Genomic DNA, 23,367 nt, shown 5'->3' on the forward strand with positions numbered 1-23,367 from the left:
CTCCTTATGCTTTTAAAAGTTTATCAATTACAGCCACAGAAGACTCTGCCATCACAAAGCTTGTACAATTAAGAATTGTGTAAGCGTTTATGTCAGAAGCCGTTACAACTTTTACATTTTGTAAATTACGAGCCGACAAATATACGTTTTTATTTTGATCCGGCAAAACCAGAACTACCTTTTTGTCAGCAACTTGCAAGTTTTTAGCTAAAGCGATAAAATCTTTTGTTTTTGGTGCCGCAAGAGAGAAGTCTTCAACAACAAGAATCTGATTTTCTTTCGCTTTGTATGCCAAAGCCGATTTACGGGCCAAAACTTTAACTTTTTTGTTCAGTTTGAAGTGATAATCTCTTGGTTTTGGGCCAAACACGCGGGCACCACCAACCAACACTGGAGAGTTGATATCACCACGGCGAGCGCCACCACCACCTTTTTGGCGGATCAGCTTGCGGGTACTACCAGACATTTCGCTTCTTTCTTTCGACTTGTGTGTTCCTTGGCGTTGGTTTGCAAGGTATTGCTTAACGTCCAACCAAAGTACGTGATCGTTAGGTTCGATTCCATAAATAGCATCGTTGAGCGCTATTTTTTTGCCGGTATCTTTACCTTCTATATTAAATACACTAAGTTCCATTATTTCTCAATTATTACGATTGAACCTTTGCTTCCCGGAACAGAACCTTTAATCAACAATAGGTTGTGCTCTGCAATTACTTTAATTACCTGTAGATTTTGCACTGTTACGCGCTCATTTCCCATTTGTCCGCCCATGCGAGTTCCTTTAAACACTTTTGCCGGATAAGAACAAGCTCCGATAGAACCCGGTGCACGAAGACGGTTGTGCTGACCAAGGGTTTTTTGACCAACCCCGCCAAAACCGTGACGTTTTACTACACCCTGAAATCCTTTACCTTTTGATGTACCGATTACATCAACGAAGCCGCTTTCCTCGAACAAATCTACAGTTAGTACATCTCCGAGTTTACAATCTTCAAATCCTTTGAACTCAACCAAGTGTCTCTTTGGCGCTACTCCTGCTTTTTTGAAGTGACCGGCCAATGGTTTTGTTGTGTGCTTGTCTTTTTTGTCTTCAAAGCCAATTTGCACAGCCTCATAACCATCTTTTTCGGCAGTCTTCACCTGAGTAACAACACAAGGACCTACTTCGACAACAGTGCATGGAATGTTTTTTCCCTCGGCACTGAAAACGGATGTCATTCCGATTTTTTTTCCTAATAATCCTGGCATTTCATTAATAATTTTACTGGTTTATCAAACTTTGATTTCTACTTCTACACCACTTGGCAACTCTAACTTCATCAGAGCGTCTACTGTTTTGGCAGTTGAGCTGTAGATGTCGATAAGTCTTTTGTAAGAGTTTAGTTCGAATTGCTCGCGCGATTTTTTGTTTACGAACGTCGAACGGTTTACAGTGAAGATACGTTTGTGGGTTGGGAGTGGAATTGGCCCGCTAACAACCGCGCCGGTAGCCTTTACTGTTTTAACGATCTTTTCGGCAGACTTGTCTACCAAGTTGTAATCGTAAGATTTTAGTTTGATTCTAATTTTTTGACTCATTGTCAATTTTCTGTTAATTAATTTATAAATATTGCGTATAACAAAGAAAGTTGCGGTTAAGAGTCATTTACTAACCGCAACTTCGTTCATTTATTTTATAAGATCAACACGACCTTGGCATTCTGTCAATACCTGACGTGCAATTGATGATGAAACTTCTTCGTAGTGAGAGAATGTCATTGCCGACGTTGCTCTACCCGAAGTGATTGTTCTCAACGATGTTACGTATCCGAACATTTCTGCCAAAGGCACTTTAGCCTTAACGATACGCGCACCCGAACGGTTCGATTCCATACCTTCAACCTGTCCACGACGTTTGTTCAAGTCTGAAATCACATCCCCCATGCTTTCTTCGGGAGTAACAACTTCAAGTTTCATGATAGGCTCTTGCAACACTGGACGTGCTTTTTCGCAAGCGTTTCTGAAGGCCATACGCGCACAAAGCTCGTACGACAACTGGTCTGAATCGACAGGGTGATAAGAACCGTCAATCAAAACAACTTTCAGGCTGTCGAGTGGGAATCCTGCAAGAACACCGGTTTTCATAGCGCTCAAGAAACCTTTCTGAACCGAAGGTATAAATTCTTTAGGAATGTTACCACCTTTCACTTCGTCTACAAATTGTAGTTCACTTGTTTCAAAGTCAGCATCTTTAGGACCAATCTTAACGATGATATCGGCAAATTTACCACGACCACCGGTTTGTTTCTTATAAACTTCGCGAAGTTGAACTTCTTCTGTAATCGCTTCTTTATAAGTAACCTGAGGACGGCCTTGGTTACACTCTACCTTAAACTCACGTTTAAGACGGTCTATAATGATTTCCAAGTGAAGCTCGCCCATACCTTCGATAACCGTTTGTCCGGTTTCTTCGTTGGTGCTTACGCGGAAAGTTGGATCTTCTTCCGACAGCTTAGCCAAGCCGGTAGAAAGTTTGTCGATATCTTTCTGAGTTTTAGGCTCGATAGCAACCCCGATAACCGGTTCTGGGAAGTCCATAGACTCAAGAACGATAGGATTGTTTTCGTCGCAAAGCGTATCACCTGTACGGATATCCTTGAAGCCTACACCTGCACCGATATCACCACAACCAATCACATCCTTAGGATTTTGTTTGTTTGAGTGCATCTGGAACAAACGTGAAATACGTTCTTTCTTTTCAGAACGTGGGTTGTACACGTAAGAACCTGCGGGAAGTTCGCCCGAATAAACACGGAAGAAGCAAAGGCGGCCAACAAACGGGTCGGTTGCGATCTTAAACGCCAAGGCGCAAAGAGGCTCGTCCGGACTTGGGTGGCGAACAACTTTCTCGTCTGTTCTGGGGTCTGTTCCCTCGATAGCCAATGTATCGATAGGGCTGGGCAGATATGATGAAACGGCATCCAAAAGAGGTTGTACACCTTTGTTTTTGAACGACGAACCCAACAACATCGGGTTGATTTGCATATTAAGGGTTCCGATACGGATAGCCGCGCGGATTTCATCTTCAGTGATTGTTGAAGGATCGTCAAAGAATTTCTCCATCAACGATTCGTCGCATTCGGCGATCTTTTCCAACAATTTCTCTCTCCATTCTTCAGCCTCAGCACGGTATTCGGCAGGGATTTCTTCTACTGTGTAAGCAGCTCCCATTGTTTCGTCGTGCCAGAAGTAAGCTTTCATGGTTACCAAGTCTACAATACCTTTGAAAGTCTCTTCGGCTCCCACAGGGATTTGTATAGGGCATGGATTTGCGCCCAAAACTTCTTTAATCTGACGGGCTACTTCGAAGAAGTTTGCACCCGAACGGTCCATTTTGTTTACATAACAAATACGTGGAACGTTATATTTATCGGCCTGACGCCATACTGTTTCGGATTGGGGCTCAACACCACCTACCGCACAGAATGTAGCGATTGCACCGTCAAGGATACGAAGCGAACGCTCTACCTCTACGGTAAAGTCAACGTGTCCCGGAGTGTCTATCAGGTTTATTTTATATATTTCGTTGTCATACTTCCACTGGGTGGTTGTAGCAGCCGATGTGATAGTGATACCACGCTCTTGCTCTTGCTCCATCCAGTCCATGGTGGCTGCACCATCGTGTACCTCACCGATTTTGTGTGTCAAACCGGTATAGAAAAGGATACGCTCTGATGTAGTAGTTTTACCGGCATCGATGTGAGCCATGATACCGATGTTTCTGGTAAGTCTTAAACTGTCTATAGCTTTTGCCATTGGTTTTGTTTCCTCCTTAATAATTAAAATCTGAAATAAGCGAATGCACGGTTAGCTTCGGCCATTTTGTGCATATCTTCTTTTCTTTTGTAAGCACCACCCTGATTGTTGAATGCGTCTACGATTTCGGCTCCCAATTTGTCGGCCATTGTTTTACCTCCTCTTTTGCGAGCGTAAAGGATAAGGTTTTTCATAGAAACAGATTCTTTGCGGTCGGGGCGAATTTCTGTTGGTACTTGGAATGTAGCACCACCAACACGGCGAGACTTAACCTCTACTTGTGGTGTTACGTTATCTAATGCTGCTCTCCATATTTCGAGCGGAGATTTTTCTTCGTTAGGAAGTTTTGCTTTAACTACTTCTAAAGCAGAATAGAAAATAGTAAACGATGTACTTTTCTTTCCGTCATACATCAGGTGGTTAACAAACTTTGTAACCTTTACATCACCGAAAACCGGATCCGGAAGGATCTGTCTTTTCTTTGGTTTTGTCTTTCTCATTTTTAATTTTTTGTTTTGTTTGGCTGCCAATCTTCGACGTCTTCAACGATTCATCCGAATCATTTACTCAACCTTTTGTAGCCTACTTTTTTTGTTTAATACTTTTTTGCTGTTAAATCTTACTCAGATTTATTTTTTGCCTGCGGGTTTTGCTGCCGCACCCGGTTTTGGACGTTTAGCCCCGTATTTTGAGCGTCTTTGTGTACGGCCATTCACACCGGCAGTATCGAGCGTACCGCGAACGATGTGGTAACGTACACCCGGAAGGTCTTTTACACGACCACCTCTAACCAATACGATAGAGTGTTCTTGCAAGTTGTGGCCTTCGCCCGGAATGTAAGCATTCACTTCTTTGGTGTTAGTTAAACGCACACGTGCTACTTTACGCATTGCTGAGTTTGGTTTTTTAGGAGTAGTTGTGTACACACGCACACAAACACCGCGTCTTTGTGGACATGAATCCAACGCAGGAGATTTACTCTTCTCAACCAAAACAGCCCGTCCTTTTCTTACTAATTGTTGAATTGTAGGCATTTTTTTTCTTTTTAAAACTAAAAATTTAATTTCTTTTTTTGGTTAAAACAACTTTCAGCCAAAGCCCAAAACACACCGTCAACACTATGATTACCAATCAGATACCATACATCGACAGTCGTTCGACTTTAAACCGAGTTGCAAAAGTACGTCATTTGCCCGAAATAAACAAATTAATTACCAATAAATTACAAATGTTATAAACACAAAAGCCGTACCTTTTTGCTCAAATAAAAAACAAGGAAAAGCCCGTAGACTCATCCTTGTTTTTATTCCTATTTTCTAAACAGAGGCGTTTTTACCCCCTATCTTTTCCTTTTATTTATTTCGTCCCCGAAACAATATCCATCGTATCGGAAGCAATCATGTATTCTTCGTCGGTTGGGATAACAACCACTTTTACCTTCGATTGCGGTGTGCTGATAACGATTTCTTCGCCACGGGTTCCGCTATTTACCTTTTGGTCTATTTCAATACCCATAAAAGCAAGCCCTTGGCAAATTTCGTAGCGTGTATCTGTATCGTTCTCGCCGATACCTCCGGTAAACACAAGCACATCCAAGCCTCCTAAGGCAGCCGCATAAGCACCTATGTATTTTTTTACGCGATACGAAAACATTTCCAAGGCCAGTTTAGCCCGTTCACTACCTTCTTCTACGGCCGCATGAAGCTCGCGCATATCGGACGAAACACCCGAAACACCCAACAGTCCGCTGAACTTATTAACTATCGTAGAGATAGACTGAGGCCCAACGTTTTCTTTCTCCATAATATAAGAAAGTACTCCGGCGTCAACATCGCCCGAACGTGTTCCCATCAGCAAACCTTCAACAGGAGTCATACCCATGCTCGTGTCTAACGATTTACCGCCTGCCACAGCCGCCAGCGACCCACCGTTGCCAATGTGCGCCGAAACGATTTTCTGCTCCTCGTAAGGCAAGCCTAAAAATTCGCACGCGCGCTTGGTTACATAACGGTGACTTGTTCCGTGGAAACCGTAACGGCGGATAGCGTACTTCTCGTACAACGAATAAGGTGTGCCATACATATACGCCTTAGCGGGCATAGTCTGGTGGAAAGCCGTATCAAAAACCCCAACCTGAGGGATGTCGCCCATCAGTTCCTTCACAGCATCAACCCCCGCAATATTAGGCGGATTGTGCAAAGGAGCAAGGTCTATACACTCTACAACCTTTTCCATAACCTGATCGGTTATAAGCACACTCTTATTAAACTTTTCGCCGCCATGCACCAAGCGATGCCCCACGGCATCAATTTCGCTCAGCGATTTAAGGCAACCGTATTTTTGGCTGGTAAGAACACCAAGTATATATTCTATCCCTGTTTTATGCTCCATCACATCGCCCTCAAAAACAACCTTGTCTCCGTTTGGCATTTTTGCGGTAAGGAAAGAGCCTTTCATGCCCACTTTTTCGATACCACCCTGAGCAACCACCTCTTTGCTGTTCATATCAAAGAGTTTATATTTTATAGACGAACTTCCGCAGTTCAATACAAGTATTTTCATTTCGGTATCAGATTAAATCGTTAGCTTTTAGTTTATTTCCGGCTTCGTCATAAATATAGAATCCTCTGCCCGACGACATGCCATACTGTTTAGAACGGTAAAGGCGCAACAACAAAGGCGGAGCTTTATATTTCTTGTCGCCATACTCGTTAAACATATTATCCATGAGCATAACCAGTTTTTCGATACCGAATATGTCGGCCAACTGGAATATTCCGTAACGTTGTCCGTAAATAACACGGAATTCTTCGTCTATATTTTCCATCGAAGTCAAGTTTTCCATCAACATCTGGCAGGCTTCGTTAAGCATCGTTACCATCAAGCGGAGGCTAACCAAGCCGCTGCTTTCCTGTACTTCGATAGGCGTATATTTTACAAGTTTGGCAAAAAGGAGTACACGTTCCAAAACCTCGGGCGAGGTGAAGGTACCTTTCACAATCTCCAACAAACGGGCATCCGAATGCGCTATCGGGAAGTGAAGGCTCACACAACGCTCTTTATGCACTAAATCGGCAGCAAGTTCGCTGATAATAACCGTAGTGGCATTTGTTGCGATAATAGCATCGGGAGCCAATACTGATTCAAGTTTTTTGAAAGCTTCCTTCCGGAGTTCTGTGCTACGCTGACCGTCGGCGTCATAGCGGATACACTCTATCACCAAGTCGCAATCTTTGAGGTCGGCATAGTTGATCGAACCGGTTATACGGTTCATTGTTGCACGTTTCTCGTTTTGAGTCAAGCCCCAGTTTTGGATTTTTGTATCGAGGCTATGGCTAATCTCGTTTAAAGCATATTGCACCCTTTCTTCCGAAATATCAACAAAAACCACTTCCATGCCGGCAAGAGCCGTCAGGTTTACTATACTGCGTCCATCCTTGCCACAGCCCACGACTCCTATTTTCGAGAACATGGACTTGCCTTTTTCGTGTTTTCCCAGTCCAAAGTTTTCGATAGATTCCTTTATAACTTCTCCCATTTCTTACTTATATGTGATTGTATTATTATTTCTTTTTGGCAGCAATAGCCTGATTGGCCGTAATGGCAACAAGTTTATAAATATCGTCGACCGAGCAACCTCTCGACAGGTCGTTTACCGGAGCGGCCATACCTTGCAGAACAGGGCCCACAGCTTCGGCTTCGCCCAAACGTTGAACCAGTTTGTAAGCTATATTACCTACTTCCAGCGTAGGGAACACCAATACATTTGCTCTACCTGCAACTTCACTGCCCGGAGCTTTGCTTGCTCCTACCGAAGGAACAAGGGCGGCATCGGCCTGTAACTCGCCGTCTATCAACATAGTGGGATCAAGTTCACGAGCCAATCGGGTGGCCTCAACTACCTTGTCTACCATCTCGTGCTTAGCACTTCCTTTGGTCGAAAAGCTGAGCATAGCCACACGGGGTTCTTCGCCAACAAAAGTACGTGCCGAATTACCTGTACAAACAGCTATCTGCGCAAGCTCGGCGGCCGTAGGATTTGGCGTTACGGCACAGTCGGCACACAACAGCAAGCCGTTTTTACCGTATTGAGGAGTTTTTGTAAACATCAGGAACACCCCCGACACAACACTTATGCCCGGCACTGTTTTGATGATTTGCAAAGCCGGACGCAACACATTGCCCGTTGCATTCATCGCTCCGGCAACCTCGCCATCGGCATCGCCCGCTTTTATCATCAAACAAGCCAGATACAGAGGGTCTTCCACCAGCTTGGCAGCTTGTTCGGGTGTCAATCCTTTCGACTTGCGCAATTCCACCAAGAGGTCTATATAGGCTTGTTTCTTTGCATGATTCTTCGGATCTATAATGGTTGCCCTGTCTATGTTTTTCAGCCCATACGACGCGGCCTGAGCCTTAACCTCGTCGGGGTTACCCAACAATGTAATGTTCGCTACTCCGTCACCAATAAGACGGTCGGCAGCCCGGAGAGTCCGTTCTTCGGTGCCTTCGGGCAATACAATCGATTGTTTATCGGCTTTTGCCCTTACAATCATTTCTTGAATCAAGTCCATAAAAATCCTTGTTATAAAAAGAAAAGAAGCCAACGGAATGGATATTTCCGCCGGGCTTTATTTCTGATGTTTATTAATTTATGCAAATGTACAAATTGCAATATTGAGTTTGCAAATTTAAAGGGATAAAAAAACATCTATTTTACAAAATTTAGATATAAAAACTATATTATACCCTAAACCTAATATAGTAAAAAAAGTGCAATTATCATAAAAAATGAGTGTGTTTTCAGAGAGTGGTGTTTAATCAAAAACACTACTCTCTCATTGTTTTGTTTAGTATAGTTTTATTTTGTTTATTGTTGTCGTACGGAAGGGGTATTGCTAAGGTATACGTTTAGGGTATCTGCTTAGGGTATCGCCACTACCAAATATTTTTTGGTAGTCAAAGTACCCTTGGCGCAAATACTCACTGTTACACAATAAGTTACACAGATACACAAAACATCAAAAAAAGCAAAATTATTGCACAATATTTCCGTTTTCGCATCAAAAGCAGAAAAGAAGATATTTAGCTCGCTCTGTTTATTATAAGTTCTTTTATTATCTTTGTGCGATTTTCCATGTTTTAGAAAAAGCATTAAAAGAGATGCAATTCAAACACTTCATTATAACACAATTCAATTTACGCCTGTGGACAAAAGACAAATTGAATGTCTCTACTTACACAGAAGAATGGCTGTTTAAACGGTTTATTTTGTTCGATAAATATTGTTTTCCATCCGTCGAAAAGCAAACCGAAAAAAACTTTATATGGATATGCCTTTTTGACAAGGGGACACCGGTTCCTTACTTAGAAAGAATAAAACAGTACCAACAGAGATGCCCACAGCTATTACCCTGTTTCCTTGACGAAAAAGATACAAAAGATTGGCTGGGCTTTACCCAAAACGTAATAAAACAGCACTTAAAGGAAGAAGACGAATTTGTGGTTACCACAAACCTCGATAACGACGACGCTATCAGTATAAACATGGTCGAAACCGTACGCACCCGCATAGAAAACGACCGAAAGGCTGTGCTTTATAGTTTTCTTTATGGATATCAATACTTCACCGAATCGGGCGTAATACTGAAGATGCAATATCCTCATAATCATTTCCTGACACTGGTCGAAAAAAACAAACCCGGCTTTGCTACCATAAAATCGAGAGGTCATGCCGCTATGCGCAAACATTACGAAACCATAGACCTGAAAGATTATCCGGCATGGATAGAGTTCGTACACAAAAACAACGTAAACAACGACTTACGCATAACATCGCGCATAAAATACTATCCCGTGTTCAGTACCATATCGCTCAACAACTTTGAGGTCGATATTACACTTACCCGAAAAGGCAATATCGTGAAGGCCTTTACCAAAATGCCATCCCTTTTTGCGCAAACAGCCATTCGTAAGTTGCAAAAAAAGATAAGCAAGCCCAAAAAGTAACACCTCTGATATCCCTTCAAAAACGAGAATCAAATAAAACACAAAACAGGCTCAAAACTTTTCAGTTCTGAGCCTGTTTTATATTGTTCAGGTAAGGAAAATTTATTTCACTTTATTAACAATAGCTTTGAAAGCCTCTGGATGATTTACTGCTAAATCGGCAAGGACTTTACGGTTGATTTCAACTCCGTTTTTATGAAGAGCACCCATCAAACGAGAGTACGACATTCCTTCCAAACGGGCAGCCGCATTGATACGTTGTATCCAAAGGGCACGGAAATTGCGTTTTTTAACGCGACGGTCGCGGAAAGCATAAGTAAGACCTTTTTCCCAAGTGTTTTTGGCAACTGTCCATACGTTTTTACGAGCTCCGTAATAACCTCTTGTTAACTTTAATACTTTTTTTCGGCGGTTGCGCGAGGCAACATGATTGACTGATCTTGGCATAATTTAGTAAGATGTTTTGAATGATAGCGGCACTCTATATGAGGCTCTTTTGTGCATACATTCGGTTAATAAATCTGTTGAAAAAATTGCTCTAAAAAACTTTAATGGATTATTTCAATGCAAGCAATTGCTTTACACTGTGCTCATCTACCTTACTGATAGTACCAGTATGGGTAAGATTCCTTTTTTGCTTTTTAGTCTTCTTAGTCAAGATGTGACTTTTGAACGCATGTTTTCTCTTGATTTTTCCTGATCCGGTAAGGCTGAACCTTTTTTTGGCACCGGAGTTAGTCTTCATTTTAGGCATCTTAGATACGTTTATTAAAAAATTAAATATTTAAACAACAACCTTTTGTCTACAAAGGATGTTTATTCTTTTCTTTTACAAAATTACATTCACAGCAAAAAAACGGCTGCTACTATTCTTCAGTCGATTTTTCGACCGATGTTGCTTCAGTTTCTTCTTCTGTCCGTGCTGCTTTAGGCTCTTTTTCGGGCTTGGCAGAAGCGGGTTTGGCAACTTGCTTTACAGGTGCTTTTTTGGGCGAAAGCATGATTATCATCTTCTTACCCTCAAGCTGTGGAAGCTGATCTACCTTGGCGTAATCTTCCAACTCGTTTGCAAAGCGGAGCAAAAGCACCTCGCCTTGTTCTTTAAACAAAATGGAACGTCCTTTGAAGAAAACATAGGCTTTCACTTTCGAACCCTCTTCCAAAAACGATTTCGCATGTTTCAGTTTAAAGTTGAAATCATGGTCGTCGGTTTGAGGTCCAAAACGAATTTCCTTTACAACAACCTTAACCGATTTGGCTTTTTGCTCTTTAAGTTTCTTCTTTTGGTGGTAAAGAAATTTTTGATAATCAGTAATCCGGCAAACTGGTGGCACAGCATTAGGAGAAATCTCCACAAGGTCGAGCCCCATATCTTCGGCCATTGCCAAAGCCTGACGCGTTGGAAAAACGCCTTGCTCCACATTATCGCCTACTAAACGAACTTCGGGAACACGGATCCTCTCATTAATCCTGTGTTGCTCCTCTTTTTTGGTTGTGTTAAAACGATTATTTCTCATTAAAAAGTTTTATGTATTCGCTTTTTCTTTTTTAAGTTTAAATTATTGATTATCAAACATTAATTAACCCACAAAAGCCGCACTTAATGCTGCCAGGCATTCATCATGCGGTCAACTTCTTCGGTCAATCGGTCGGCAAAGGTAGTAAATTTCATCGAACCTGTATCACCTTCGCCCTGTTTTCTAACAGAAACTTCTTCATTTTCTGCTTCTTTCTCCCCTACAATCAGCAAATAAGGGATACGCTTCAACTCATTGTCGCGTATCTTACGCCCTATTTTTTCGTTACGGTCGTCAACTTGCGAGCGGATGTCGTGGCTCTTCAGATAAGACGAAACACGGTAGGCATAATCGTTGAATTTTTCCGATATTGGAAGAACAACAACCTGATCGGGTGTCAGCCACAGCGGGAATTTACCGGCTGTATGCTCTATAAGCACAGCGATGAAACGCTCCATCGAGCCGAATGGCGCACGGTGAATCATCACAGGACGGTGTTTCTGGTTGTCGGCTCCCGTATATTCCAGTTCGAAACGTTCCGGCAGGTTATAATCGACCTGAATTGTACCCAATTGCCAACGGCGGCCAAGGGCATCTTTTACCATAAAGTCGAGCTTAGGCCCGTAGAAAGCGGCTTCGCCCAATTCGACCCGCGCAGGCAAACCTTTTTCCTCGCAAGCTTCTATGATGGCACGTTCGGCTTTTTCCCAGTTTTCGTCCGAGCCTATATATTTTTCTTTGTTTTCGGGGTCACGAAGCGAAATCTGAGCCTCGAAGTTCTCAAAGTTAAGAGCCTTGAAGATAATAAAGATAATGTCCATCACCTTCAGGAACTCGGCTTTCAACTGGTCGGGCATACAGAAGATATGCGCATCGTCTTGCGTAAACCCACGCACACGAGTCAAACCGTGCAGCTCGCCGCTTTGTTCGTAGCGATAAACCGTACCAAACTCGGCTAAGCGCAATGGCAGATCTTTGTATGAACGTGGCGTCACCTTATATATTTCGCAATGGTGAGGGCAGTTCATCGGTTTCAGCAAAAACTCCTCGCCTTCTTCGGGCGTATGTATCGGCTGGAACGAATCCTTACCATATTTTGCATAGTGTCCTGATATAACGTACAGTTGCTTGTTCCCGATATGGGGAGTCATTACCTGCTCGTACTCGAAACGTTTTTGGATTTTTTTCAGGAAGTCTTCCAGACGCAAACGCAACTGAGTACCTCGTGGCAACCAAAGCGGAAGCCCTGCGCCAACGTTTTGCGAGAAAGCGAATAATTCGAGTTCCTTTCCTATCTTGCGGTGGTCGCGCTTCTTGGCTTCTTCCAAAAGAACAAGATATTCATCAAGCATCTTTTTCTTGGGGAAAGTGATAGCATAAAGGCGTGTCAGCTGTTTGCGCTTTTCATCGCCACGCCAGTATGCACCGGCTGCGCTCAATATTTTTATCGCCTTGATGTACGATGTATTTGGCAAGTGAGGCCCACGGCAAAGGTCGGTAAATACGCCTTGGGTATAAGTGGTGATTGTTCCGTCTTGCAACTCACTGATAAGCTCCACTTTGTAGCCTTCGTCACGGTCGCCAAACATACGCAAGGCATCGGTCTTGCTTATATCGCTTCTCACGATAGGCTCTTTTGCAGCTACAAGCTCTTGCATCTTGGCCTCGATACGGGGAAAATCGGTATCCTTAACCGGAGTATCGCCGAAATCTATATCGTAATAAAAGCCGTTTTCGATTGCCGGGCCTATACCAAACTTGGCATGCGGATAAAGAATCTGCACAGCCTCGGCCATAAGGTGAGCCGACGAGTGCCAGTAAGCATGCTTAGCGTCATCGTCCTCCCATTTAAGGAGTTCTATGGCAGCATCTTCTTCTATGGGGCGAGTCAGGTCCCAAACCTGTCCGTTAACCCTTGCGGCAAGTACGTCTTGCGCCAAACGCGAACTTATGCTCTCGGCCACCTGCAACGAGGTTGTACCTTTTGCAAATTCTCTTACAGAGCCATCAGGAAATGTAATTTTAATCATCCTATATATTCCTATATTTATGTAACCTCCCTACAAACAGAGGCTACTGTTAATTTCAAAAATGTCTGCAAAAATAATCAATTTATGAATTCAATATGCTTTTTTTGAACAAAATAAGGCGCGCGGCTCTTTATTTTATTGCAAGAGCGAACCCAAGTGCAAAAAGTGCTCCATGTAACGATTAAAGTGAAGTGTTGCTAAATATTACCTGCCTACTGTTTTGTCATGCGTTTTATGATGCTGTAAGCGCTTACTATGCCCAGTTCGCCGGCTTTGCGCAGGTCGGCAAGTCCTCGGTCGATATCGGCTATATGCAGACGGCAGATTCCACGATTGTAGTAGGCTTCGGCAAATTCGGGGTCGCGGCGGATAGCTTCGTTATAATCCAGAATTGCCGACCGGTAGTCGCTTTGCATAACTCTGACTCCCGCCCGATTGTAGTACGCGTAAACGAAATCGGGACTCAGTTCTATAACCTTAGTGTAGTTCCCGATGGCCATTCCGTATTCCATAATATCTTTTTGCATCGACGCATCACCTGCCGTTTTAGACGGTTGCTCCTTTGGCTCGCCTTGCGGTGTTGGCAGAGTAACCCCATTGAAGGTTGTCTGGTTTGTGCCCTGATTCTTTTTCAGTGTCAACTGCTTAGCATAAAGCCCTCCCAGATTGAAATAGGCCAGCGTAAAATCGGGAGCCACAGCCACAGCTTTATTCATGTCTGAAATGGCATTCGCTACGTCCTGAACGAGCATATAATCTACACCCCGGGCAAAATAAAGGATGCTGTTCATCTTGTCGTTCTCTATCGCATCCGATTTTTCGGCTATCGACGCAAAGTGCATATCAATCTGATTCTGTGTCAGAGCCCCTTCGGCATTTGTCATTTTGAGCTTGTGAAACAAAACGCCTTTCTTATTGAGCTCGTTTATTTCGTTGTTGAAGTGTACAAAGCTTTTCACTTCGCTCGTTTTTTCGTAGTAGGTTGCAACGAAGATAGGTTCAAGCTCCAGATTTACTTGCTTGTCTTGCACCCGTCCACGGGCACTGCTCTTATATTTGCTTTTCTGTTCTTCGGTTTTGTCGGCAACCATGAGCAGATTAAACTTATCGATCGACTTATCCGATTTCTCTCGGGTTTTGTCTTCATCGTCCTTCTGCCCCTTGCCCGACATTATTTCTTTCGTTATACGGGCTTCTAAGTTACGGGCGTATCTGAAATCTTTTTCCGCCCCTTGTTGGTCGCGCATTTTGCTTTTTATTTCGGAACGGGCATAAAATCCGTGATAAAAATCGGGATATTCGGCCAGCACCTTGTTCATGTCGTCTATGGCACCCCGGTAGTCGGCTGTACTAACTTTCAGCAAGGCACGGTTGTAGTATGCTATATGGTTGTTCGGTTCGGCTTTCAGCACCACATCAAAGTCGGCTATGGCATTGTTGTCGTCGCCCACCTGCGCGCGAAGCAGCCCCCGGTTAAAGCGACCTATGATATTCGCTCCGTCCAGATCGACCACCTTATCGTAATCGGCCATTGCGCCACGAAAATCGTTTTTATGATATTTTACCAATCCCCGGTTTATATAATTACCCAAAGAGAAAGGTTCGAGCTTTATTGCCTCGTCAAAATCGGCAAGAGCCTTGTCGTATTCCTTCTGATGAGAGTACAGCAGTCCCCGCATAGAATATCCTTGCGAATTGAACAAGTCGCCCGCAATTGCTTTATTGTAATCATTCAACGCTTTTATAGTATCTCCCTGCTCAAGATACAAAGACCCACGAGTGAGCAGCCCCGGGGTGTATGTTGGATACTTTTCTACCAGAACATCCAGTTGCTTTTCGGCTTCGGCATACTGTTTTTTCTGGATATATGCTATCCCCAGATTTATCTGCACAAACTTGTTGTCGGGAATCATGCCCAAACTTTTGTTATAGTCTTCTATCGCCCCGTCGTAGTTACCGTTGTTAAGCCGGCAATCGCCTCTCAAGTAATAGGCATTGGCCACAAAAGGATTGCGGTTTACGCATTCCGTACAATCGTATTCGGCACCTTCAAAGTCTTCGAGCAGGTATTTTGCCACAGCCCTGAAATAGTATGGGTCGGCCAGATAAGGCTTTGCTTTGATAACCTGATTGAAGTACTGGATAGAAAGTACATAATCCTCGTAATAAAGCGCATTACGGCCTATGGCCATAACCTTGTCGGTGTCAATAACCTGAGCTGCCGATGGCACAAAAGACAAAGAAAACAAAAGATATAACAGAAGATTTCTCATCGCGGACTAAAATTCTTGATTAGCAAATATATCAATTCTGCATTAAGCACAAAAAAGAGATACCCCGATAGTACCTCTTTTTAAAGATTTTTATTTCTTCCCTTCGCGCGCCCTCCGGTTTTAAAGGGTTCAAAATATGGGTGGCAATTTTGTTACATTTTTGTTAAGTTTGGCAAAAGCCCATAGCAGCTTATATTTTTATAAACTATTAGCATTATCTTCGGGGGGTTAAATCATAGAAACAAAAGCCGTTTATAACTACATAGCCAAATATGTATATGGAAAAGAAACACCTTACCGGGCTCACCAACGCACAGGTTCAGGAAAGCAGGCAAAAACACGGGGCAAACGTTCTGACGCCTCCCAAAAAAGAATCGCTGTGGAAGCTGTTCCTCGAAAAGTTTGAAGACCCTATCGTCCGCATCCTTATCATTGCCGCGCTCCTGTCGCTGAGCATTGCCGTTTTTGAGCATATATCCACAGGCCTTGGGCACTATGCCGAAACAGTAGGCATATTCTTTGCCATCCTTCTGGCTACGGGCGTTGCCTTCTGGTTCGAGATGGATGCCAACAAAAAATTTGACGTACTGAATCAGGTGAACGACGATACGCTGGTGAAAGTAATACGCAACAGCAACGTGATTGAGGTTCCCCGGCACGATATAGTTGTAGGCGACATAGTTATTCTCGAAACAGGCGAAGAAGTTCCCGCCGATGGCGAATTGATCGAAGCTATATCCTTACAGATAGACGAATCGAGCTTGACGGGCGAACCCCTGATTGACAAGACAACCCTCATTGCCGGATTTGACGAAGAAGCAACCTACCCCTCAAACTGGGTGATGCGCGGAACAAACGTAATGGACGGACACGGCATGTTTGAAGTAAAACGTGTGGGCGATGCCACCGAATATGGCAAGGTTGCCGAAAAATCGACCGAAATAACAGGCGAAGAAACTCCTCTCAACCGACAATTAGAAGGCTTGGCAAAACTCATTGGCTTTGTAGGCCTCATTTTGGCTACGCTCACTTTTTCTATCCTCTTCCTCAAAGATGTATTTGGCGGTGTGACCGTTTATTCGCTCGGCCAGTTGTTTCTGCTGGGGGCGGTTATTGTGGGCGGAATCGTTGCCCTGTCAAAAGTATGGGTACCTATCCTTTACGACGGATTCGAATTGCTTGGGCGGCCAAAAGAACTGCCCCGAAGCATAGCCAAAGGCAGTTGGTTGCAATGGATGATTACGGGTGTACTCACTTTTGCCCTTCTGGCGGGAGGCGGTTACCTGTTCGGTATAAATCCGTTTACATCATCCTCGTGGGTAAGCATAGAAACGGCAAGCCACGTTTTGCAATATTTTATGATAGCCGTAACGCTTATTGTAGTTGCCGTACCCGAAGGATTGCCTATGAGCGTTACCCTCAGCCTGGCTATGAGTATGCGCCGTATGCTGAAAACAAACAATCTTGTACGTAAGATGCACGCTTGCGAGACTATGGGCGCCGCAACCGTTATCTGTACAGACAAGACGGGAACCCTTACCCAGAACCAGATGCGGGTGGCGGAAACAAATTTCTTCGGTTTAAACAACCAGACGCTGACCGACAACGAGGTAAGCAATCTGGTGCGGGAAAGCATAGCCACAAACTCAACGGCCTACCTCGACTACTCCGACCCCGAAAAAGTGAAAACGCTCGGCAATCCTACCGAAGCAGCGTTGCTCCTGTGGCTCAACGACAATGGCATTAACTACCTAAACATCAGAGAGACGACGCCCGTCACCGAACAGCTCACCTTCTCCACCGAGCGCAAGTATATGGCCACGATGGTAAAATCGCCCGTGTTGGGCAAAACCATTCTCTACGTAAAAGGCGCTCCCGAAATTGTGATGGCTAAATGCGCAACCATACTTAATAGCAGCGATGGCAGCCAAAGCCCTATCGCGAGTATGAAGGCGGCAATAGAAAACCAATTGTTGCAATACCAAAATCAAGCTATGCGTACACTGGGGTTTGCTTATAAAATAATAGACCAACCCACAAACGATGCCGAAATAAAGGAACTTGCGGAACAAAACCTTGTTTTTCTGGGCATAGCTGCCATATCCGACCCCGTGCGCGAAGACGTACCCGCCGCCGTGCAAAGATGCTTGAAGGCCGGAATAGATGTAAAAATAGTTACAGGCGATACTCCCGCAACGGCTCGCCAGATAGGCCGCCAGATAGGTATATGGAAAGAAGATGATACCGACACAAATATAATAACCGGACCCGCATTCGAAGCCCTGACCGACAACGAAGCACTCAACATGGCGCAACACCTGAAAATAATGTGCCGGGCACGTCCCACCGACAAGCAACGCCTTGTGCAACTCTTGCAGCAGAAAGGCGAAATAGTTGCCGTAACGGGCGACGGAACAAACGATGCTCCCGCCCTGAATCATGCCAACGTAGGCTTATCTATGGGTACGGGAACTTCCGTAGCGAAAGAGGCAAGCGATATAACCCTGCTCGACGATTCGTTCAACAGCATTGCTACGGCCGTTATGTGGGGGCGTTCGCTCTACGAGAATATACAGCGTTTCATCCTCTTCCAACTTACCATCAATGTGGCTGCCTTGCTATTGGTTTTCTTGGGTTCGATATTCGGGCACGAACTACCGCTCACCGTAACCCAGATGCTTTGGGTGAACCTCATTATGGATACCTTTGCGGCAGGGGCTTTGGCCTCATTGCCTCCCAACGAGGGTGTGATGCGGGAAAAACCCCGGAAGAACTCCGATTTCATCATCACCCCACCCATGAAGAGAAGCATCCTGTTTACGGGCATATCGTTCGTTGTGGTGCTTCTGGGCTTGATGTTCGGCTTCTCGAAGCCCGAATGCCTCGACCTGATGTTTGCCCATGTTGCCCAAGCGGAGCGGATGCCTTACGCGCTGTCGTTCTTCTTCACGTTTTTTGTGTTGCTGCAATTCTGGAATATGTTTAATGCCAAGGCTTTCCGTACAGGCAAGTCGGCGTTTTACGGTTTAAAGAACAGCAAAGCATTTGTTTCGGTTCTGCTCCTTATACTTGTGGGGCAGGTGCTTATCGTCTCCTTCGGTGGCGAAGTGTTCCGTACCGTACCTTTGCAGGTGAGAGATTGGCTCATCATCGCAGGAGCATCGTCTCTGGTACTTTGGATAGGCGAAGCAGGACGACTGCTAAGCCGAAGCAGATAGTTTTTGATGGCTTTTAATAATAAATTGTTAAATATTCATAGCTTTGTATTTATATTTATTTGAAGCATTTATATATACAAAAAACTATGAACAGATTTTCACAAAAAACAATCGAAGAGTTAAACTACTATGTTTATATATTGGTCGATCCCCGAGACAATAAAATTTTTTATGTAGGTAAAGGAAAAGACAATCGGGTTTTTGCTCATATCGCTTGTTCGTTGAATGAAGAATTAGAGAGCGATAAACTAAATATTATTCGCGAAATTACTCTATGTGGCAAAACCGTGAAGCACTTTATAGTACGGCACGGCTTAAACGAAAATGAAGCATTCTTGGTTGAATCAGTTTTAATTGATTTCTTAAGTTATTCCGATTTCTTTTCTGTTTGTACTATTTCCAATATACAAGCAGGGCACCATCAATGGTTCAAAGGAATTAAAACCGTAGAAGAACTGGAGCAGCTATATGCTTGCGAGCCTCTTAATATTGAAAATATCCAACACAACCTGATAACCATAAACATTAACAAAACCTATAACATCAAGAACGATTACCATCCTAATATTTACGAAGCAACCCGAAAAAGTTGGAAAATAAATGAACGCCGATTGCCACAAATAGAATATGTGCTTAGTGAGTTTAGAGGAATAGTACGTGCAATTTTTAAGCCCACAAAATGGTTAAAGAACGGCGACCGTTGGATGTTTGAAGGAATAGAAATTACTGACAAAGAAATCACTGATTTGTATTTGAACAAATCTCTTCCTGAAAAAAAGAAAGGAGAGGCCAATCCTATTAAATATTTTACAAAACACCAATAAAACGGTGACAGATAGTGATTCCGGAGCAGAAAATCAACTATACCCGTAGTGCATTTAGAGAGCCTATATCAAACAGCTTATTATAAATATATTATAGTATTTGTCGTTCTGAACAAAGTGAAAAATCTCTGTGTTTTTTATTCAAGATCCTTCGTTTCACTCAGGATGACAAAATGAACATACGTTATTTTTGGAAATATACCTATTTTTCAAATAGTTAGCCTTTATTTTCTAAATGCACCACGGGTAAAATTATAATTGCAGGTCATAAATATATATTGTGTCTGCGTTTTGTTGCATCCAGAATCGAAACTGTGAATTGTGCGGCGATTGATACTGAATAAATGTTCCGGGAGGAGAAAACCAATCGGGGACGTCCTTAGGGCAGTACCACGTTGCGGTGTCAACAAACAAACCGTTGAGTTCTATAAGTTCGTTGCGCCACTCTTCGGGAGCCACTATCAGAAGATAGGCTTCATATTCTGAGGTAAAATGCCCCGATTGCCAATATCTTCCTTTCAGAACTTCCACTCGGCTGTTCGGCAAAGGGATATGAGTCCAATACCGGAACACTTTCTGCGGATTGTCTGTATGAACCTGAGAGCATCCCGACAGGAATAAGACTATTATCAAGAAAAGAAAAAACGGTTTCATCTTTGTCATTCTGAGCGCGGCGAAGAATCTCACCCCACCGTTAGCTAAAGAACAGGTACGCAACAAATATTGCTGTAACGACTCCTGCCAAGTCGGCAAGCAAAGCATAAGGTATGGTATAGCGGCTATTTTTTATATTAACACAGCCGTAATAGACGGCAACTACGTAGAAGGTAGTGTCAGTAGACCCTTGGAACACGCCCGCAAGGCGGCCTACAAACGAATCTGCACCGTAGGTCGACATGGCGTCTACCATCATACCCCGTGCGCCGCTTCCGCTAAGCGGTTTCATGAAGGCGGTAGGCATGGCTTCCACCCATTTGGAGTCGAATCCGCAGAACGACACTCCGGCACGCAGCCCGTCCAGCAAAAAATCCATTGCCCCCGATGCCCTGAACATCCCCACGGCAACCAAAATGGCTATAAGGTAAGGAATAATCCGCACGGCGGTCGAAAATCCATCTTTCGCACCCTCTATAAATGAGTCGTAAACATTAACTTTCTTCTTTACTCCACTGAGAATAAAGAAAATAATCACCCCAAACAGAATGAGGCTCGCCACAACGTTCGACACCACTTGCGCCCGCTCCTGCCCCATAGCGTTAAAGCCCCACACCACAAAACCGATAAGGGCAAGCACTGCCCCAAAAGTGCTGAGTATAACCCTGTCGAAAATATTAATCCGCTGTTTTATACATACCGCCAGCACACCTATCAGCGTGGAAAGGAAGGTTGCAATCATTATCGGCACAAATATATCGGCAGGATTGGTGGCACCCATCTGCGCGCGTATCGTCATCACCGAAACAGGAATCAGCGTCAGCCCCGACGCATTCAGCACAAGAAACATAATCATGGGGTTCGATGCCGAGTTCTTGTCGGCGTTCAACGTTTGCAGTTCGCGCATTGCCTGCAATCCGGCGGGGGTAGCGGCATTGTCCAAACCCAGCATATTGGCCGATATATTCATCAGCATGGCTCCCGATGCCGGATGCCCTTTCGGTATATCAGGAAAAAGACGGCTAAACAAGGGGTTCATCGCACGGGAAAACATTTGTATCACTCCGCCGTTTTCGCCTATCTTCATCAAACCCATCCATAAGGCCAGAACCCCGGTAAGCCCCAACGAAATTTCGAAACCCTGCCGGGCCGAACCGAATGTTGAGTTAACTATCCCAATAAAAGCCTCGTAGTCGCCCCAAAATATCAATCTTGCCAAACCTACCACAAAGGCCACCAGAATGAGGCATATCCATATATAATTCAAAACCATAATCGCAAGTTCATTACAGCCCAAAAGTATAATATATTTATGGAATAGGTAAATAAAAATCCCACGAAAGTTTTCCGTGGGATTAAGAGGATTATAAATTCAGAGATTCAAGCCAAATTATTCGGAATCGTTTAGTTTAAATGTAACGGGAATGGTAAATTGCACGGCTACCGGAATTTTATTCTTTATACCGGGCTTCCATCTTGGCATTTCACGAACAAGCCGGCGGGCTTCTTTGTCGCACTCGTACGATAGCGATTTAACCACTTTTATATCTTTAACCAATCCTACCTCATTCACAACAAATTGTACTAACACTTCCCCCTCAACCTTTTTCTTTTTCACACTTTCGGGGTATTTCATGTTTTCGGCCAGATAATTGACCAAACCTTCGGCTCCACCCGGAAAAGAAGGTTGGTAGTCAAGCTTTTTGTATTCTTCTTCAGCTTGAGGTCCGAACACATAAGCATTGCCAAGACTTCCCGGTGTCATCATAAAAGTTATGGGCAAGGTATATTCTACTTTGATAGGCTTTCCACCTCTTTTGCCTGGCATCCACTTAGGCATTGCCGCTACAACTCTACGAGCTTCAGCATCACATTCGGGATGGAGCGGCTGTATAACTTTAACATTCTCAACACTGCCTGTTTCTGCTATAGTAAGAGTAAGTATTACTTTTCCCTGAATATTTTGCTTTGCAGCATTAACCGGATATTTAATATTACTGGCCAGATACCTCATCAATGCATCACTTCCCCCGGGATATACAGGCATCTTATAATATTTTTCATATGCCGATATATATTCCTGAAAACCTTTCTCTCCAGTAGCATCCGTTGGTTTAAAGAAGAAGGGAAGATTTATTTTTTTTCCTTTGTGTACAGACATATTAGTTCCGTTCACAATCCGCAAGACTTCTGCATCAAATTCTTCGCCTAACGACTTTTCTATTTTAGCATCTGATATTTTACCATCGTCACCAACTGTTATATCTACATACACAAACCCTTCGATTTTATCTTTTCTTGCTTTTTCAGGATATACGAGAGTATTGTATAGATATCTAAGGTAATTTATTTCAGCATTATTCAATCCGGTGTTCAAATGCTTATTATTTTTTGGATACTTCTGTTCTTCAAGGGTTTCTTCTTCCACTTTTTGCAATTTAAAGGTTATGGGAAGTGTAAACTGCACAGCTACATTTTTTCCTGCATTTTTGGCGGGCGTCCAAGCAGACATGTTGCTAACAACACGCAAAGCTTCGGCATCGCATTCGGGCGACAAGGATTTTACGATCTTCGCATTGGTCACCTTGCCCACACTACTGATTACAAACTGTGTAACCACTCTACCCTCTATTCCGGCTTCGGCTGCTTGTATGGGATATTTTATATTGTTTGACAGATATCTGAATAAGGCCTCGCTCCCACCGGGATATACAGGCATTTTTTCTGCAATCTTAATCACTTCTTCGTCCTGTACTTCTTCCGAAAAAAGGTTTGCCGGACAAAACAGTAATAGAAATAATAAATAGAATAATCGGTTTTTCATTATAAGTAAAATTGTAAGATTATATTATTTTTTGCAAAAATATAGTAAATAACCGATACCCTAAAAGCAAAAAGTTATAATTACAAAACAAAAAACTCTTGTGAGTCTACCCTCTATTGCCTAACTTGTTATTAATGCGAATCAGTATTTAAAAAATTAGATAAATAAAAGCGATGGCAATTTTGCCCATCGTATGTATGAGTAGTCCGGCAGTGGACCTTAC

At 43.5% G+C, this 23,367-nt stretch carries 20 protein-coding genes; 3 read left to right on the top strand and 17 right to left on the bottom strand.

Annotated features, from left to right (window positions below; all coding sequences use genetic code 11):
* Positions 1-4: 4 nt before the first annotated feature.
* The 9 genes from rplD to pta all read right to left on the bottom strand — a co-directional run bounded on the left by rplD (position 5) and on the right by pta (position 8,369).
* Positions 5-634 carry a 50S ribosomal protein L4 gene (rplD, locus tag M2132_RS06810; protein WP_280672632.1) on the bottom strand — a complete coding sequence of 210 codons (630 nt, stop codon included), beginning with the start codon at positions 632-634 and terminating at the stop codon, positions 5-7.
* Positions 634-1,248, bottom strand: coding sequence for a 50S ribosomal protein L3 (gene rplC, locus M2132_RS06815; protein WP_280672634.1), 615 nt, complete (start codon positions 1,246-1,248; stop codon positions 634-636). Before rplC ends, rplD begins: the two co-directional genes overlap by 1 nt.
* A 24-nt stretch (positions 1,249-1,272) precedes the next feature.
* Positions 1,273-1,578 (bottom strand): 30S ribosomal protein S10, encoded by a 306-nt coding sequence (gene rpsJ / locus M2132_RS06820; RefSeq protein ID WP_280672636.1) that lies wholly within the window; start codon positions 1,576-1,578, stop codon positions 1,273-1,275.
* 90 nt (positions 1,579-1,668) lie between these two features.
* On the bottom strand, positions 1,669-3,795 hold the full coding sequence (fusA, locus tag M2132_RS06825) for an elongation factor G (protein ID WP_280672638.1): 2,127 nt from the start codon (positions 3,793-3,795) through the stop codon (positions 1,669-1,671).
* A gap of 23 nt (positions 3,796-3,818) precedes the next feature.
* On the bottom strand, positions 3,819-4,295 hold the full coding sequence (rpsG, locus tag M2132_RS06830) for a 30S ribosomal protein S7 (RefSeq protein ID WP_280672640.1): 477 nt from the start codon (positions 4,293-4,295) through the stop codon (positions 3,819-3,821).
* Between the two features lie 129 nt (positions 4,296-4,424).
* Positions 4,425-4,829, bottom strand: coding sequence for a 30S ribosomal protein S12 (gene rpsL / locus M2132_RS06835; protein ID WP_280672642.1), 405 nt, complete (start codon positions 4,827-4,829; stop codon positions 4,425-4,427).
* Between the two features lie 322 nt (positions 4,830-5,151).
* Positions 5,152-6,357: an acetate kinase gene (locus tag M2132_RS06840; RefSeq protein WP_280672644.1), complete on the bottom strand. Its 1,206-nt coding sequence runs from the start codon at positions 6,355-6,357 to the stop codon at positions 5,152-5,154.
* Between the two features lie 7 nt (positions 6,358-6,364).
* Positions 6,365-7,333, bottom strand: a complete 969-nt coding sequence (locus M2132_RS06845; RefSeq protein ID WP_280672646.1) for a 3-hydroxyacyl-CoA dehydrogenase family protein — start codon at positions 7,331-7,333, stop codon at positions 6,365-6,367.
* A 25-nt stretch (positions 7,334-7,358) separates the two neighbouring features.
* Positions 7,359-8,369, bottom strand: a complete 1,011-nt coding sequence (gene pta / locus M2132_RS06850; RefSeq protein WP_280672648.1) for a phosphate acetyltransferase — start codon at positions 8,367-8,369, stop codon at positions 7,359-7,361.
* A 589-nt stretch (positions 8,370-8,958) separates the two neighbouring features.
* Between pta and M2132_RS06855 the strand changes: the two genes are divergently transcribed.
* Positions 8,959-9,804 carry a glycosyltransferase gene (locus tag M2132_RS06855; RefSeq protein WP_280672649.1) on the top strand — a complete coding sequence of 282 codons (846 nt, stop codon included), beginning with the start codon at positions 8,959-8,961 and terminating at the stop codon, positions 9,802-9,804.
* Positions 9,805-9,906: 102 nt separating this feature from the next.
* Here M2132_RS06855 and rplT read toward each other — a convergent pair whose 3' ends face one another.
* The 5 genes from rplT to M2132_RS06880 form a co-directional block, all read right to left on the bottom strand.
* A complete protein-coding gene (gene rplT / locus M2132_RS06860) occupies positions 9,907-10,251 on the bottom strand; it encodes a 50S ribosomal protein L20 (RefSeq protein WP_280672651.1) in 345 nt (114 codons plus the stop codon).
* Positions 10,252-10,360: 109 nt separating this feature from the next.
* Positions 10,361-10,558, bottom strand: coding sequence for a 50S ribosomal protein L35 (rpmI, locus tag M2132_RS06865; RefSeq protein WP_280672653.1), 198 nt, complete (start codon positions 10,556-10,558; stop codon positions 10,361-10,363).
* Positions 10,559-10,670: 112 nt separating this feature from the next.
* The gene (gene infC / locus M2132_RS06870) at positions 10,671-11,321 is read right to left on the bottom strand and encodes a translation initiation factor IF-3 (RefSeq protein WP_280672655.1); all 651 of its coding nucleotides are present in this window, start codon (positions 11,319-11,321) and stop codon (positions 10,671-10,673) included.
* A gap of 83 nt (positions 11,322-11,404) precedes the next feature.
* Positions 11,405-13,351: a threonine--tRNA ligase gene (gene thrS, locus M2132_RS06875; RefSeq protein ID WP_280672657.1), complete on the bottom strand. Its 1,947-nt coding sequence runs from the start codon at positions 13,349-13,351 to the stop codon at positions 11,405-11,407.
* 212 nt (positions 13,352-13,563) lie between these two features.
* Positions 13,564-15,624, bottom strand: coding sequence for a tetratricopeptide repeat protein (locus M2132_RS06880; protein ID WP_280672659.1), 2,061 nt, complete (start codon positions 15,622-15,624; stop codon positions 13,564-13,566).
* Positions 15,625-15,902: 278 nt separating this feature from the next.
* Here M2132_RS06880 and M2132_RS06885 point away from each other — a divergent pair, with 278 nt between their 5' ends.
* Entirely contained in the window at positions 15,903-18,842 is a 2,940-nt protein-coding gene (locus tag M2132_RS06885) for a calcium-translocating P-type ATPase, PMCA-type (RefSeq protein WP_280672661.1), read from the top strand.
* Between the two features lie 86 nt (positions 18,843-18,928).
* Positions 18,929-19,666, top strand: coding sequence for an LEM-3-like GIY-YIG domain-containing protein (locus M2132_RS06890; protein WP_280672662.1), 738 nt, complete (start codon positions 18,929-18,931; stop codon positions 19,664-19,666).
* Between the two features lie 252 nt (positions 19,667-19,918).
* On the opposite strand, the gene M2132_RS06895 is transcribed toward M2132_RS06890, so the two are convergent.
* The 3 genes from M2132_RS06895 to M2132_RS06905 all read right to left on the bottom strand — a co-directional run bounded on the left by M2132_RS06895 (position 19,919) and on the right by M2132_RS06905 (position 23,144).
* A complete protein-coding gene (locus M2132_RS06895; RefSeq protein ID WP_280672663.1) occupies positions 19,919-20,320 on the bottom strand; it encodes a hypothetical protein in 402 nt (133 codons plus the stop codon).
* 40 nt (positions 20,321-20,360) lie between these two features.
* Entirely contained in the window at positions 20,361-21,593 is a 1,233-nt protein-coding gene (locus M2132_RS06900) for a nucleoside recognition domain-containing protein (RefSeq protein WP_280672664.1), read from the bottom strand.
* 117 nt (positions 21,594-21,710) lie between these two features.
* Entirely contained in the window at positions 21,711-23,144 is a 1,434-nt protein-coding gene (locus M2132_RS06905) for a TonB family protein (protein ID WP_280672665.1), read from the bottom strand.
* Between the last annotated feature and the right edge of the window lie 223 nt (positions 23,145-23,367).

The sequence above is a fragment of the Dysgonomonas sp. PH5-45 genome (assembly GCF_029893235.1).
Taxonomy (GTDB): domain Bacteria; phylum Bacteroidota; class Bacteroidia; order Bacteroidales; family Dysgonomonadaceae; genus UBA1309.

Bases quoted from the DNA above. Each gene is read 5' to 3' on its own strand.
- rplD (WP_280672632.1), bottom strand. From the start codon at position 634: ATGGAACTTAGTGTATTTAATATAGAAGGTAAAGATACCGGCAAAAAA.
- rplC (WP_280672634.1), bottom strand. From the start codon at position 1,248: ATGCCAGGATTATTAGGAAAAAAAATCGGAATGACATCCGTTTTCAGT.
- rpsJ (WP_280672636.1), bottom strand. From the start codon at position 1,578: ATGAGTCAAAAAATTAGAATCAAACTAAAATCTTACGATTACAACTTG.
- fusA (WP_280672638.1), bottom strand. From the start codon at position 3,795: ATGGCAAAAGCTATAGACAGTTTAAGACTTACCAGAAACATCGGTATC.
- rpsG (WP_280672640.1), bottom strand. From the start codon at position 4,295: ATGAGAAAGACAAAACCAAAGAAAAGACAGATCCTTCCGGATCCGGTT.
- rpsL (WP_280672642.1), bottom strand. From the start codon at position 4,829: ATGCCTACAATTCAACAATTAGTAAGAAAAGGACGGGCTGTTTTGGTT.
- M2132_RS06840 (WP_280672644.1), bottom strand. From the start codon at position 6,357: ATGAAAATACTTGTATTGAACTGCGGAAGTTCGTCTATAAAATATAAA.
- M2132_RS06845 (WP_280672646.1), bottom strand. From the start codon at position 7,333: ATGGGAGAAGTTATAAAGGAATCTATCGAAAACTTTGGACTGGGAAAA.
- pta (WP_280672648.1), bottom strand. From the start codon at position 8,369: ATGGACTTGATTCAAGAAATGATTGTAAGGGCAAAAGCCGATAAACAA.
- M2132_RS06855 (WP_280672649.1), top strand. From the start codon at position 8,959: ATGCAATTCAAACACTTCATTATAACACAATTCAATTTACGCCTGTGG.
- rplT (WP_280672651.1), bottom strand. From the start codon at position 10,251: ATGCCAAGATCAGTCAATCATGTTGCCTCGCGCAACCGCCGAAAAAAA.
- rpmI (WP_280672653.1), bottom strand. From the start codon at position 10,558: ATGCCTAAAATGAAGACTAACTCCGGTGCCAAAAAAAGGTTCAGCCTT.
- infC (WP_280672655.1), bottom strand. From the start codon at position 11,321: ATGAGAAATAATCGTTTTAACACAACCAAAAAAGAGGAGCAACACAGG.
- thrS (WP_280672657.1), bottom strand. From the start codon at position 13,351: ATGATTAAAATTACATTTCCTGATGGCTCTGTAAGAGAATTTGCAAAA.
- M2132_RS06880 (WP_280672659.1), bottom strand. From the start codon at position 15,624: ATGAGAAATCTTCTGTTATATCTTTTGTTTTCTTTGTCTTTTGTGCCA.
- M2132_RS06885 (WP_280672661.1), top strand. From the start codon at position 15,903: ATGGAAAAGAAACACCTTACCGGGCTCACCAACGCACAGGTTCAGGAA.
- M2132_RS06890 (WP_280672662.1), top strand. From the start codon at position 18,929: ATGAACAGATTTTCACAAAAAACAATCGAAGAGTTAAACTACTATGTT.
- M2132_RS06895 (WP_280672663.1), bottom strand. From the start codon at position 20,320: ATGAAACCGTTTTTTCTTTTCTTGATAATAGTCTTATTCCTGTCGGGA.
- M2132_RS06900 (WP_280672664.1), bottom strand. From the start codon at position 21,593: ATGGTTTTGAATTATATATGGATATGCCTCATTCTGGTGGCCTTTGTG.
- M2132_RS06905 (WP_280672665.1), bottom strand. From the start codon at position 23,144: ATGAAAAACCGATTATTCTATTTATTATTTCTATTACTGTTTTGTCCG.